The following is a 13460-nucleotide window of genomic DNA, read 5'->3' on the forward strand; positions in this document are numbered from 1 at the left end:
TCACACCAGCGCAGAACATGAGTGATCTGTGCGAGAACACAGAGTCGCGCGAAGTCGCGAGACCTATCGAAGGAGACGCAATGCAAGTTGCCACGCACGCCCAAAAGGCACGCCCGAGCGCGCTGGAGCGCTCGACCATCCGCAAGGTTTCGCTGCGCCTCGTGCCGTTCGTCGCGCTGATGTTCTTCATCAATTTCCTCGATCGCACGGCGATCTCATTCGCCGGCCCGAACGGCATGACGAAGGATCTCGGGCTCGACGCCGCGCAGTTCGGTTTCGCGGCGGGCGTGTTCTTCATCGGCTACATCTTTCTCGAAGTGCCGAGCAACCTCGCGCTGCATAAGTTCGGCGCGCGCCGATGGCTCGCGCGCATCATGGTGACGTGGGGCATCGTTGCGCTGCTCTTCACATGGGTGAGCAGCGTGCCGGGACTGTATGGACTGCGCTTTGCGCTGGGCGTCGCCGAAGCGGGCTTCTTTCCCGGCGCGATCCTGTTTCTGAGCATGTGGGTGCCGCAGCGCCATCGCAGCCACATCCTCGCGCTGTTCTATCTCGCGCAGCCGCTGACGATCGTGATCGGCGCGCCGTTCGCCGCGCTGTTGATCGAAGCGCATGGGCTCTTCGGCCTCGCCGGCTGGCGCGTGATGTTCCTCGGCGTCGCCGTGCCCGCGATCGTCGTTGGCATCGTCGCGTGGTTCTATCTGAGCGACCGGCCCTCACAGGCACGCTGGCTCACGTCCGCCGAACAGGCGTGGCTCACGGCGGAACTCGAAGCCGAGCAGCATCAGCGCGAAACGAACGGCACGCGGCATCGCCATCACGCGGGCGCCGCGCTGACGAGCGGTCGCGTCTGGATGTTCTCGCTGATGTACTTCGGCCTGATCTACGGCCTGTATGCGCTCGCGTTCTTTCTGCCGACCATCATCGGCGGCTTCGAGACGCAGTTTGGCTCGCACTTCAACGTGTTCCAGAAAGGCCTGATTACGGCGATTCCCTATCTGCCCGCCGTGATCGTGCTGTTCCTGTGGAGCCGCAATGCGACGAAGCATGGCGTGCGCGCATGGCACATCGGCATTCCGGCCTTGCTCGGCGCGCTCAGCATTCCGCTCGCGCTCTACATGAAATCACCGTCGACGAGCATCGCCGTCATCACGATCACAGCCTGCGCGATCTTCTCCGCGCTGCCGAACTTCTGGGCGCTGCCCGCGCGCTTCCTGTCGGGCGCTGCGGCCGCCGCGGGCATTGCGCTCATCAACACGGTCGGCAATCTCGCCGGCTTCGTCGCGCCGTATGTGACGGGCGCGCTGAAGGACGCGACGGGCTCATATCACGCGCCGATGTTCGTCGTCGGCGCCTTCATGCTGATGAGCGCGGTGCTCGCGTTTGCCTTCTGCAGCGAGCGCCGCACGCGGGCACAGGACGAACACGCAGCCGTCGCGCTCGACCCGCGCGCGAGCTGACCCTCAACCGATATTCATGAACATGACGTACCCCTGCAAGGAGAGAGGACGATGAAAGAGAAAATCGCACTGATCGGTGCCGGCGGAAAGATGGGCTTCCGTCTGTCGAGCAACCTGCTGAAGTCGGACTATCGCGTCGCGCATGTCGAAGTGAGCGACGTGGGCCGCAAGCGCCTGAAGGACGAATTGAACATCGATTGCGTATCCGTGGATGCCGCGATCGACGGCGCGCAGGTCGTGATCCTCGCCGTGCCCGATACCCTGATCGGCAAGCTCAGCCACGAAATCGCGCCGAAGCTGCCGGCGGGCACGATGGTGATGACGCTCGACGCCGCCGCGCCGTTCGCAGGCCATCTGCCCGACCGCCCTGACCTGACGTACTTCGTCGCACACCCGTGCCATCCGATCATCTTCAACAACGACGATGATCCGAAAGCGCGCCGCGATTTCTTCGGCGGCGCGTATGCGAAGCAGTCGATCACGAGTGCGCTGATGCAAGGCCCAGAGTCCGCATTCGATCTCGGCGAAGACGTCGCGAAGACGATCTATCAGCCAATCCTGCGTTCCTACCGTTTGACCGTCGAACAGATGGCGCTGCTGGAGCCGGGCCTGTCCGAGACGATCTGCGCGACGCTGCTGTATGTGATGCGCGAAGCGATGGACGAAACCGTCAAGCGCGGCGTGCCCGAACAGGCCGCGCGCGATTTCCTGCTCGGCCACATGAACATCCTGAGCGCGGTGATCTTCAACGAAATTCCCGGCGCGTTCTCCGATGCGTGCAACAAGGCAATCGAGTTCGGCAAGCCGCGTCTGATGCGCGACGACTGGAAGGGCGTATTCGAGCGCGAAGAAATCGCGGAAAGCATTCGCCGCATTACGTGATGCACGGCTCTCTTCTTTTGACCTTGAACAGGACTGCACCGTGAGCGAACGCATTCACGCTACTTACTGGCTCGAAACGGGCGACGATCCGCGCCGGGCCGCCGATGTCATCGCCGGTGAACAGTCGAGCGGCACCTTCGTCGCGCTGCCCGGCGAGACGCCCGAACTAAAGGCGCGTTCGGGCGCGCGCGTCGAGCGGCTCGAGATTCTCGACACCGTCGATACGCCGAGCCTGCCGGGCGGCATGAAGTCGGACGTGTACACGCGCTGCACGCTCGAACTTTCCTGGCCTATCGAAAACTTCGGCGCTTCGCTGCCGAACCTGATGTCGACGATCGCGGGCAATCTGTTCGAGCTGCGTCAGGTGTCGGGCTTGCGGCTCACCGGCCTGACGCTGCCGCCTTCGTTCGCGACGGCGTACGCCGGTCCGGCGTTCGGCATCGACGGTACGCGCAAGCTCGCCGGCGTCGCGCATGGTCCGCTGATCGGCACGATCATCAAGCCGAGCGTCGGTTTGTCGCCGGAAGAGACCGCGCAGCAGGTGCGCGAACTGGTCGAAGGCGGCATCGACTTCATCAAGGACGACGAGTTGCAGGCCGACGGTCCGCATTGTCCATTCGACGAACGCGTGAAGGCGGTGATGCGTGTCGTCAACGAGCACGCCGATCGCACGGGCAAGAAGGCGATGGTCGCGTTCAACCTGACGGGCGATCTCGACCAGATGCGCCGACGTCACGATCTCGTGCTCGCGCACGGCGGTACATGCGTGATGGCGGTGCTCAATTCGGTGGGGCTCGTGGGTCTGCACGAATTGCGCAAGCATGCGCAACTTCCGATTCACGCGCATCGCGCGGGCTGGGGTTATCTGTCGCGCAGTCCCGAACTGGGTTGGGATTACGCGCCGTGGCAGATGATCTGGCGGCTTGCGGGCGCGGATCATTTGCACGTGAACGGCTTGCGCAACAAGTTCAGCGAAGCCGACGAAAGCGTGATCGCAGCGGCGCGCGCGGTGCTCGCGCCCGTGATGCCCGAAGCGCCGATGACGGCGATGCCCGTGTTCAGCTCGGGGCAAACCGGTTTGCAGGCGGCCGATACCTATGCCGCGCTCGGTCGCGCCGATCTGATCCACACGGCGGGCGGCGGCATTTTTGGCCATCCGCAGGGCGTCGCGGCGGGCGTGGAAGCGCTGCGCGAAGCGTGGGTCGCGGCCATCGAAGGCGTGCCGCTCGACACGCACGCCGAGCGCAATCCGGCGCTGCGCGCGGCGCTCGGTTTCTGGAAATGAGCACGCGTATGAGGGATTCAGCGCAAGCGGATTTCGCGGCGGGGCCGCTGCTCGCCTACTACGGCGACGACTTCACGGGATCGACGGACGCGATGGAAGCGATGACGGCGGCCGGCGTGCCGACGGTCCTGTGTCTCGACACGCCGGCGCCCGACCTGCTCGCGCGCTTTCCGCAAGCGCGCTGCATCGGACTGGCCGGCTCGTCGCGCGGACGCAATCCTGGCTGGATGCGCGACGTGCTGCCGTCCGCGTTCGCGAGTCTCGCGGCGTTCGGCGCGCCGATCCTGCAATACAAGGTTTGCTCGACGTTCGATTCGTCGCCGGAAGTCGGCTCGATCGGCGCGGCCATCGACATCGGCGTGAGCGTGATGCGCGCGCGCTGGTCGCCAATGGTGATCGGCGCGCCGCGTCTGAAGCGCTATCAGATGTTCGGCAATCTGTTCGCGGCCGTGAACGGCACCGGCTATCGCCTCGACCGTCATCCGACGATGTCGCGTCATCCCGTCACGCCAATGGACGAAGCGGACCTGCGCGTGCACCTCGCACGGCAGACGTCGCGCCGGATCGAACTGATCGACATGCTGCAATTGCGCGGCGGCGAAGGTCTCGCGCGCGTCGATGCGCTTGCATCCGAGGACCAGCCCGTCGTGCTGATCGACGTGCTCGACGAGGAAACGCTCGCCGAAGCGGGGCGAGTCGTGTGGGAGCGGCGCGGCGAGGGCGTGTTCAGCGCGTCGTCGTCGGGGCTGCAATACGCGCTGGCTGCATACTGGCGTTCGCGCGGCTGGCTGCCCGCGACGCCTTCGCTGCCCGTCGCGAATCCCGTCGATGCGATTGCCGCCGTGAGCGGCAGCTGTTCGCCCGTCACGGCTTCGCAGATCGCGTGGGCGCGCGCGCATGGCTTTCATGTCGAGCGGCTCGATTTGCGCCGCGCGCTCGATTCGCAATCAGGCGGCGCGGAGATCGGACGCGCGGTTGCCGCTGCCGCCGATGCGCTACGCCGTGGCGTCAGCGCGATCGTGCACAGCGCGGAAGGCCCGGACGATCCCGACGTGATCGGCTTTGATGCGATCGCACGCGATGCGGGTCTGACGCGCCACGATGCCGCGCGCCATGTCGGCGGCGCGCTCGCGGAAGTCATGCGGCGTCTGCTGGATCAGATTCATCTCAGGCGCGTGGTCGTTGCTGGCGGCGACAGCTCGGGGGACGTCGCGAGCACGCTCGGCATCGATGCGCTGAGTGTTGCCGCGGGGCTTTCGCCGGGGGCGCCGCTGTGCCGCGCATGGTCGAAGTCGGCGCAACGCGATGGGTTGGAAATTGTGTTGAAGGGCGGGCAGATCGGCGGTGCATCGTTCTTTGGCGCGGTGAGGCAGGGACGCGAGGCAGGCTGAAGAACGATGCGGATTTGGCACGTCTGGCGCTGCGGGCCGCATCCGGTTCAGCTTGCGGCTTCTCGCAACGATCGATCGGTGTATGGTATTGTCATTACACCAGGAGCTTGAAGCGAAAATGTAATGGGCGAGATCATCCCGCGTCGGAAGCTGTACCAGGAAGTCGTGGACCGGCTGATGGAGCGTATACGCTCGGGCGAAATCGCGCCCGGCGCGCAGTTGCCGTCCGAGCGCGAACTGATGGAAATGTACGGCGTCGGGCGGCCTGCCGTGCGCGAAGCGCTGCAGACGCTCGAGCGATCCGGCATCGTCGAGATCGTGCATGGCGAGCGCGCGCGCGTCGTCGTGCCGACGGCCGATCGCCTGATCGGCCAGATCGCGAGCGGCGCGATGCATCTGCTGCGCACGGACCCCGAGATGCTCGAGCATCTGAAGCACGCGCGCCTGTTCCTCGAAACGGGCACCGCGCGCATGGCCGCCGAGCGCGCGACGGAAGAAGACGTCGCGCGGCTGCAATTGAGCGTGGCGCAGCATCGGGCGTCGATGGTCAACCTCGAAGAGTTCATCGAGCGCGACATGGCATTTCACCGCGAGATCGCCAGGATCAGCGGCAATCCGATTTTTCCGTCGATCGTCGAATCGCTGTTTCGTTGGGCGGGCGAATACTATCGTCCAATGGTTCGTGCTCCGGGTGCCGAGAAACTCACGTTGTCCGAACATCAGCGGATCGTCGATGCAATCGCGAAGCGCGATGGTGATGCTGCCGCCGCCGCCATGCATGCCCATCTTTCCCGCGCCAACGAGTTGTACCGCAAACTGAGCAAGTAAACGAGATCTGCACTCGACGAGTGGTGCTTGCAATACCGTGCGCCTGAGTTCACAGACCCATTTCCGTCGGTGTCATTGGCGGTCGGCTTACGCATTTGCTCGTGGCAGTCAGACGCATCCGAATTGCACCACAACCGCAGATGCTGCCGACATCCCGGCCGGTGAGGGGTTTCTGTATCTCGCTGTGGCACTTGACGATGGCTAACCGCGGGCGGCTGACGGGTTAACTTCCCACGGACCGGACGCTCCGTACTATATGCCGCCCAGACGCCGGTTCGCGCTGCAGGCGGCGCTTGAACTGCTCGCGCTTCAAGCGGCTAAACCGCACCCGCATTGACGGCTGGCAGATCGCGAGTCAACAGTAGCTGACGCATTCCGCGTCTGACGAGGCTACCCTCACGATTAAAACCCTCACCATCCATTATCGCGAATCTAGATATCGCTTATTCGCGTCATTGCGTTGCCCGATAAAAGGTTGGCCGGCACACTTTGATCCAGATCAAACACGCATTCAGGAGACACACACATGCGTACTCAAGTCGGCATCGTCGGCGCTGGTCCTGCTGGACTGCTTCTTTCTCATCTTCTCCATTTGCAGGGCATCGACTCGGTCGTGCTCGAATCGCGCAGCCGCGAGCAGATCGAATCGACGATACGTGCAGGCGTGCTTGAACAGGGCACGATGGATCTGCTCACGGAAACAGGCGTCGGCGAGCGCATGAAAGCGGAAGGCGCGCTGCATCATGGCTTCGAACTCGCTTTCGAAGGCAAGCGCCGCCGCGTCGATCTCACGGACCTGACGGGCAAGTCGATTACCGTCTATGCGCAGCACGAAATCATCAAGGATCTGGTTGCGGCGCGCGTGGCCGCGCATGCCGCACTGCATTTCGAAGTGTCGGACGTATCGCTGCACGATATCGAAAGCGGCACGCCGAGCATTCGTTATCGGCATCAGGGCGAAGCACGCGAACTGCAATGCGACTTCATCATCGGATGCGACGGCTCGCAGGGCATTTCGCGCAATGCCATTCCTGAAACGCTGCGCCGCGATTATCAGCGTGTGTATCCGTTCGGCTGGTTCGGCATTCTCGCCGAAGCGCCGCCATCGGCGGATGAATTGATCTATGCGCGCCACGAACGCGGCTTTGCACTGGTCAGCACGCGATCGCCGAACGTGCAGCGCATGTACTTTCAATGCGATCCGAAAGACACCGTCGACAACTGGTCCGACGACCGCATCTGGGCCGAAATGCACGCACGTGTCGATTCGGACGATGGGCACAAGGTGGTGGAAGGCAAGATCTTCCAGAAGAACATCGTCGGCATGCGCAGTTTCGTATCGACGACGATGCAGCACGGCTGCCTGTTCCTTGCCGGCGACGCCGCGCACATCGTGCCGCCGACGGGCGCAAAAGGCCTGAACCTGGCAGTCTCCGACGTGCGTGTTCTATCGGACGCACTGCGCGCGTTCTATCAGGAAGACCGCTCGGATCTGCTCGACAGCTATAGCGAAACGGCGCTCAAGCGTATCTGGCGCGCCGAGCATTTCTCGTACTGGATGACGCGCATGATGCACCGTCTCGACGATGCATCGCCATTCGAGCAGCAATTGCAAGTCGCGGAACTCGAACATGTGACGACGTCACGCAGCGCGGCGGTTTCGATGGCGGAGAACTATGTGGGCGCCGTCGCGGTATAAGCGGTACGTGCGTTCAGCTCAATGACAGATCGGCGTGCGCCGCGGCCTGGAATTCTTTGGGCGTCGCGCCCGTCTGCTTGCGGAAATAGCGGCTGAAATACGCCGCATCTTCGAAGCCGAGCGCGTGCGCGATCTGTTTGATCGTCAAACCTGAATAGACCAGATCGCGCTGTGCCTCGCGTATCAGATGTTCGTTGACGAGCGACATCGGCGAATGGCCGAGTTCGTCTCGGCAAATGCGGCTCAATTGCGCGGCCGTGATGCCAAGTTTCTCGGCATAGAACTCGACAGGCCGATGCTCGCGGAAATGCGCGGCGACCAGTTCGCGAAAACGCCTGATCTGGCCGCTGCGGCGATCGGCGACAGCGCTCGTCGCCGGCATCGCCGCCGCATCGCCCAACCTTGCTACTTGCACGAAAAGTGCAATCATCAGCGACATGCCCGCCGCAATATGACCGCGCGCGTTGCCGCGGTATTCCTGTTCGAGCAGTGCGAAGAGCGGCATCAGCGTGTCGTTGCCCGCTGACGTCTTCACGGGGATTACAGCGGGGCGCTGGATCACGGGCAGCAGCCCGGGCGATAGCGCTTTCGAAAGCGACTCCAGCGCGCGTTGCGCGGCCGTGATCACCAGCCCGTCGATTTCGGGCGAAAACTCAAAGCCATGCACGGTTTGCGCGGGCAGTACCACGATGCACGGCGGCGAGAACGCGTGCTTCTCGCTTTCGATCACGACATGCCCGCTGCCGCTGCGAATGTACAGAACCTGCAGCAGCGCGTCGTGCCGATGCGCGGCGATACGCCAGTCGTTCGGACGGCTGCGCTCAGGAATCCATTCGAAATTGAATGCGTCGTACCAGAGCGGCCGCGCGGATTCGCCGTATAAATCGTAGTTAGGGATTTTCCTCATGCGGTCTCCTTCTGACCTGTGCGGATTGTCCTGCTATGCGTGCCGTTTGTCCAATGCCGTCGCGCACTGCGTGGCTATACTTTTTCCCATGAATCGAGCGGCCCAATCATGGGTCGATCGATAAATACATATAAATTCGGATGACTAACAAAAACGGCTGGCTCGATCTGGAATGAGAAATATGCATCACGTGGCCCAGCTATGTTATCCGCAGGCATCCGCGCATCGGATCGTCGCGCAGGAGAGCAGGATCATCTGGCGCGTCGATTGAGAAGCTTCACTGCGCTGCGTTAGAACACACATGCACAGCAGCACACGACAAAAGACACGGAGACATGGTAAGGAGACGCACAATGAATCACCCGAAACATACCGTCGATGTACAGCACTTCATCGACAGCCAACGCTTTTCGCCTTTTCAATGGACGATACTCGTCCTGTGCTTCCTGGTTGTCGCGGCCGATGGCTTTGACACTGCCGCAGTCGGTTTCATCGCACCTTCACTGGTGCAGGACTGGGGCATCGCGCGCGCGGCGCTTGGACCTGTGATGAGCGCTGCGCTCGCCGGTCTCGGCGTTGGCGCACTGGGCGCAGGGCCGATGGCCGATCGCGTGGGACGCAAGACGGTACTGGTTTTATCGGTGTTTTTCTTTGGGTTGTGGAGTTTCGCAGCGGCGCACGCGGGTTCGATCGAATCGCTCACCGTATTGCGCTTCATGACGGGGCTGGGTCTCGGTGCCGCGATGCCGAACGCGGTGACGTTGATGTCCGAATACGCTCCCGCACGCATACGTGCCGTTGCCGTGAATGCAATGTTCTGCGGTTTTTCGTGCGGCCTTGTGATTGGCGGAGTCGCATCGGCATGGCTGATACCGCACTTCGGCTGGCAAAGCGTGCTTGTAGCAGGCGGCGTGGGACCGATCGGGTTGACGCTGATGCTTATGCTGCTGTTGCCGGAGTCCGCGCAATTCATGGTGACGAGAACGCGTGGCGACGCGCGCATCGCCCGCGTTCTTTCGCGCATTGCACGGGACGCGAGCCTCACCGAAGCGCGGTTCATCACGGCGGAAGTAGCGTCGGACAACCGTTCGTCGGCATTGCGCGTGGTTCTGTCGTCGCGCTTGCGCTTCGGCACGCTGATGCTATGGCTCGCGTATTTCATGGGTCTGTTGATCTACTATCTGCTCACTAACTGGCTGCCAACGCTCTTCAAGGACACCGGCTTTTCTGGCGAGAGCGCCGCGCTGATGACGTCGCTGTTTCCGCTTGGCGGCGTGCTCGGCAATCTGAGTGTCGGCTGGCTGATGGATCGCTTCAAGGCCAATCGCGTAATCGCCTGCACGTATGTCGTATCGGCTGTACTCGTGATGCTCGTCGGGCAGGGCGTTGGCCACCGGGTGTGGCTTGGCACGCTGATCTTCCTGACGGGGACGATGGTGACCTCGGCTGTGACGTCGATGTCCGCCCTTGCCGCGAGCTTTTACCCGACTCAGGGACGCGCGACGGGTGTGGCCTGGATGCTGGGTGTCGGGCGCATCGGTGGTGTTGCTGGTGCGCTGGTCGGCGCGGCGTTGATGGAGTTGGGCTGGCAGTTCGGCTCGGTGTTCAGTTTGCTTGCCGTTCCCGCCTTGATTTCGGCGTTTGGTGTTTATGCCGTCGCGAAGCATCCGCGAGGATTGGAGACAGAAGAGGCGAAATTGGCGCCTGCCATTGAATGATGGATTTTTCGGCTGCGACGGTTCTGCCAGTCGCAGCCAGACCGGTTCGGCGAATCCGCCCTGGCTATGTTGTGGCTCACGTTGGCGTCTCGCCATCGATCCGCGCACCTTCGAAATGCATCACGCTGTGACGTAGCCCGACCCGGCCACCAGGCGCGCGCGGCGAACAGAGCAGTGGCGATCAACCCGCTCCGAAGCGCGGCGAATTCATTGTGGTCAACGTGTATCTGCTGGATGCGGACGGCGGGTGAGGTCCAGATTGCTACCGTCATCCGGCATCCATCACGATGCACGTTTTGTCCGGGTTAACGTCGACTCTGTCCATTGAGGGGAACGCGGCTCAGGCTCTAAATTGGCGTCATTAAACCCACCCGGCGCTCGCGAGAAACACGGTTACTTCGCGCGCCACCCAGCCCGAGCATATCGCGAGCGGAGCAGTGTGTTCGGGCGGCTCTAGAGGAGACACCGCCATGGCCCATCAGATAACCCTCCGTTTTGAGGACGGAGTGACCCGCTTCATCGAGTGCGAGGAGGGCGAGCGCGTCACCGATGCCGCCATTCGCGCCAAGATCAATATTCCACTCGATTGCCGTGATGGTGTGTGTGGCACCTGCAAGGCGGTCTGCGAGTCCGGCGAGTACGTTCTGGGCGACTGCGTGGAAGACGCGCTTAGCCCCGAGGAGGCGGGCGCCCGCAAGGTTCTCACCTGCCAGATGAGCCCACGTTCCGACTGCGTGATCCAGATCGCCACGAACTCCGATGTCTCGGGTACCGGCCCGTCGTCCCACAGCGGACGGATCGTCGCCTGCCAACGAGCGTCAGACACCACGATTGCCTTCTCGGTCGAACTCGAGAACCGCGCGGATCTCAGCTTCCTTCCTGGGCAGTATGTCAACGTCCGGGTGCCCGGCACCGATCAGACACGGTCCTACTCCTTCAGCTCGGGGCCGTCCGAGCCGCACGTGTCCTTCCTTGTGCGCAATGTGCGTCAAGGGGTGATGTCGACCTGGCTCTGCGAAACCGCCAAAGTAGGGGACCCAATCGAGTTTCGCGGCCCGATGGGAAGCTTCTACCTGCGACCCATTGAGCGGCCAGTGCTGTTTCTGGCGGGTGGCACGGGCCTCGCGCCGTTCCTCTCGATGCTGGACAAGATCGTCGAGGACGGCGCCAGTCCGTATCCGATCCACATGATCCTGGGTGTGAACAACGATGAGGATCTGGTCGGCATCGACCGGCTCGAAACCTATGCGCAGCGCCTGCCGAACTTCACTTATGCCTGCACCGTCTCCAGCCCCGACAGTGCCCATCCCAACAAGGGCTATGTCACCCATCACATTGTCGCCTCCCAGCTCAACGATGGCGATGCGGATGTCTATCTCTGCGGCCCGCCGCCGATGGTTGATGCGGTGCGCGATTTTCTCTCGTCCGAAGGGCTGACGCCGCGCAACTTCTATTATGAGAAGTTCGCCGGCACCGGCCTGGTGGTCCAGACCGGCGAGGAGCACATCGCGCCTGTTGACGTCGATGCGGCTTTCGACCTGCGCATGGCTCTCGAACTGGGGGCGGCTCAGCTGACCATGGGCCGGCTATCCAGCGAGCAATTGATCATCTTCCGCCAGCTCGCCGAGGCGACGGCGCAGTTCGTGTGCGGGCGGCGCTTTACCGATGTTCCGCGCTACATCGAGGCAAATCACGCCTTCCACATGTTCTCTATCGAAGCTACCGGGAACGCCCAGCTGATCGCGCTCTACGGGCAACTGGCCGTGCAGGACTACATCGCTCGCGCGCTGACCGACCAGATCGAGATCGTCGGCGATATTGTCCAGCAGCATCGGGACATCGTCGCCGCCTTCGAACTGGGCGACCTGAACGCGGCGCGGGATGTGATTGCGCTGCATGCGCTCCATTCCAAGGCCACCATGAGCCGGGCGCTGGAACGTATGGCGATGGGCAAGACGGCACCCATGACGGCACTCAAGGCCGTTGCGCCGCCCTCTCTCCCGTCTGCTGTGCCGGAAAGCGCGCCGCAGATCTGCCCATTCGCGGCCAAGACCCTTCCGCCCTATTCGCACGAACTGGACTGGCCCGAGGGGCTGGAGCCATTCAAGGTGGTCGATGACGGCTCGCAAGGCGACCCATACGAGCACTACCGCTGGATGCGTGAGCACGCGCCCGTGCTGCGTTGCCAGTCGGCGACGTCGGACGTGTGGTTCCTCTCGCGTTATGACGATGTCTACCAGGCGATCCGCAATCCGAAGCTGTTTTCCTCCGAGGTCGTCAGCCCGCCACCGCTGACGTTCCTGACGCTGTTCGATGCGCCCGATCATTCGCGGTTACGCAAGGTCGTCCAGCCGTCCTTCCTGCCGCTGGCGCTCGATCCCTTTATCGAGCAGATCGCGCGAAGGGCGGAGGACCTGCTCGACGCGATGATCGCCAAAGGCGGCGGCGATGTCGTCAACGATTTCGCCATCCCGCTCAGCATCTCGACCATCTCTACGATGATCGAAGTGCCGAACGAGGATGAGGAGAAGATGAAGTTCTGGTCGGACGAGACCTTTAGCTACTTTGGCCGCCTCGCCCGCAATGCGCCGGGGACGGGCACCGACGAACAGAGCGCGAAGGCTTTCTTCGCTTATCTGAAGCAAGCGCTGGAGCGGCTCGCTCTCACCGACAGCCAGTCGATCGGCGGACATATCGCGCGCATGTGGAAAGACGGGCTGCTTTCGGAAAAGGAAGCGAAGGAGCTGTGTGCCTTCGTCTTCATCGCCGGGCACGACACGACGACTATCCTCGTCGCCAACGCTTTTCGCATGTTCGCCGAGCAGCCGGATCTGCTGGGACGTATCCGCGAAAATCCCGCCGATGCCGAGCGTTTCGTCGAGGAGGTCGCGCGCTATCGTGGCACCGTCCAGCGCGTGAGCCGCATCACCACCGAGGCGACCACTGTCGCGGGCGTTGATCTGCCTAAGGGCGCGGTGGTGCGATTGCTGCTGTCGGCGGCGAACCGCGACAGCCGCAAGTTTGCCGAGGGTGAGACGTTCGACATCGACCGCGATTCCAGCGGCCACCTGGGTTTCGGCAACGGCATGCACAAATGCCTCGGCGCGCCGCTCGCCAAGCTGGAGACGCTGATCGCGACGAAGGCCCTGGCCCGCAAGGTCGGCGATATCGCGCTCGATCCGGCAAGGCCGATCAAGTATGTGCGCGGCAACAATCTGACCAACTCCGGGCCTGAGCACCTGTTCGTGAAGCTGGGTGGGGTATCGGCCTAAACCGGATGAGCGGGCGAG

At 62.9% G+C, this 13460-nt stretch carries 9 protein-coding genes; 8 read left to right on the forward strand and 1 reads right to left on the reverse strand.

Features of this window, described 5'->3' with window-relative positions; all coding sequences use genetic code 11:
- The first annotated feature begins 80 nt into the window (after positions 1-80).
- The 6 genes from AB4Y32_RS24345 (at position 81) to AB4Y32_RS24370 (ending at position 7545) form a co-directional block, all read left to right on the forward strand.
- Positions 81-1460: an MFS transporter gene (locus AB4Y32_RS24345; protein WP_368723794.1), complete on the forward strand. Its 1380-nt coding sequence runs from the start codon at positions 81-83 to the stop codon at positions 1458-1460.
- Between the two features lie 51 nt (positions 1461-1511).
- Positions 1512-2342, forward strand: a complete 831-nt coding sequence (locus tag AB4Y32_RS24350; RefSeq protein WP_368723795.1) for a phosphogluconate dehydrogenase C-terminal domain-containing protein — start codon at positions 1512-1514, stop codon at positions 2340-2342.
- 40 nt (positions 2343-2382) lie between these two features.
- Positions 2383-3627, forward strand: coding sequence for a ribulose-bisphosphate carboxylase large subunit family protein (locus AB4Y32_RS24355; protein WP_368723796.1), 1245 nt, complete (start codon positions 2383-2385; stop codon positions 3625-3627).
- A gap of 8 nt (positions 3628-3635) precedes the next feature.
- A complete protein-coding gene (gene oiaK, locus AB4Y32_RS24360) occupies positions 3636-5018 on the forward strand; it encodes a 3-oxo-isoapionate kinase OiaK (protein WP_368723797.1) in 1383 nt (460 codons plus the stop codon).
- A 123-nt stretch (positions 5019-5141) separates the two neighbouring features.
- Positions 5142-5846, forward strand: a complete 705-nt coding sequence (locus AB4Y32_RS24365) for a transcriptional regulator NanR (protein ID WP_087739982.1) — start codon at positions 5142-5144, stop codon at positions 5844-5846.
- A 526-nt stretch (positions 5847-6372) separates the two neighbouring features.
- On the forward strand, positions 6373-7545 hold the full coding sequence (locus tag AB4Y32_RS24370; protein ID WP_368723798.1) for a 4-hydroxybenzoate 3-monooxygenase: 1173 nt from the start codon (positions 6373-6375) through the stop codon (positions 7543-7545).
- 13 nt (positions 7546-7558) lie between these two features.
- Here AB4Y32_RS24370 and AB4Y32_RS24375 read toward each other — a convergent pair whose 3' ends face one another.
- Positions 7559-8452, reverse strand: a complete 894-nt coding sequence (locus AB4Y32_RS24375) for a helix-turn-helix domain-containing protein (RefSeq protein ID WP_368723799.1) — start codon at positions 8450-8452, stop codon at positions 7559-7561.
- A 353-nt stretch (positions 8453-8805) separates the two neighbouring features.
- Here AB4Y32_RS24375 and AB4Y32_RS24380 point away from each other — a divergent pair, with 353 nt between their 5' ends.
- Together AB4Y32_RS24380 and benC are read left to right on the forward strand one after the other, a co-directional pair.
- Positions 8806-10170 carry an MFS transporter gene (locus AB4Y32_RS24380; protein WP_368723800.1) on the forward strand — a complete coding sequence of 455 codons (1365 nt, stop codon included), beginning with the start codon at positions 8806-8808 and terminating at the stop codon, positions 10168-10170.
- A 470-nt stretch (positions 10171-10640) separates the two neighbouring features.
- Positions 10641-13442: a benzoate 1,2-dioxygenase electron transfer component BenC gene (benC, locus tag AB4Y32_RS24385; RefSeq protein ID WP_368723801.1), complete on the forward strand. Its 2802-nt coding sequence runs from the start codon at positions 10641-10643 to the stop codon at positions 13440-13442.
- Positions 13443-13460 lie beyond the last annotated feature (18 nt).

Origin of the sequence: Paraburkholderia phymatum (assembly GCF_040965635.1) — a bacterium.
In the GTDB taxonomy this organism is placed as follows: Bacteria; Pseudomonadota; Gammaproteobacteria; order Burkholderiales; family Burkholderiaceae; genus Paraburkholderia; species Paraburkholderia phymatum_B.

Bases quoted from the DNA above. Each gene is read 5' to 3' on its own strand.
- AB4Y32_RS24375 (WP_368723799.1), bottom strand. From the start codon at position 8,452: ATGAGGAAAATCCCTAACTACGATTTATACGGCGAATCCGCGCGGCCG.
- AB4Y32_RS24345 (WP_368723794.1), top strand. From the start codon at position 81: ATGCAAGTTGCCACGCACGCCCAAAAGGCACGCCCGAGCGCGCTGGAG.
- AB4Y32_RS24370 (WP_368723798.1), top strand. From the start codon at position 6,373: ATGCGTACTCAAGTCGGCATCGTCGGCGCTGGTCCTGCTGGACTGCTT.
- benC (WP_368723801.1), top strand. From the start codon at position 10,641: ATGGCCCATCAGATAACCCTCCGTTTTGAGGACGGAGTGACCCGCTTC.
- AB4Y32_RS24350 (WP_368723795.1), top strand. From the start codon at position 1,512: ATGAAAGAGAAAATCGCACTGATCGGTGCCGGCGGAAAGATGGGCTTC.
- AB4Y32_RS24365 (WP_087739982.1), top strand. From the start codon at position 5,142: ATGGGCGAGATCATCCCGCGTCGGAAGCTGTACCAGGAAGTCGTGGAC.
- oiaK (WP_368723797.1), top strand. From the start codon at position 3,636: ATGAGGGATTCAGCGCAAGCGGATTTCGCGGCGGGGCCGCTGCTCGCC.
- AB4Y32_RS24380 (WP_368723800.1), top strand. From the start codon at position 8,806: ATGAATCACCCGAAACATACCGTCGATGTACAGCACTTCATCGACAGC.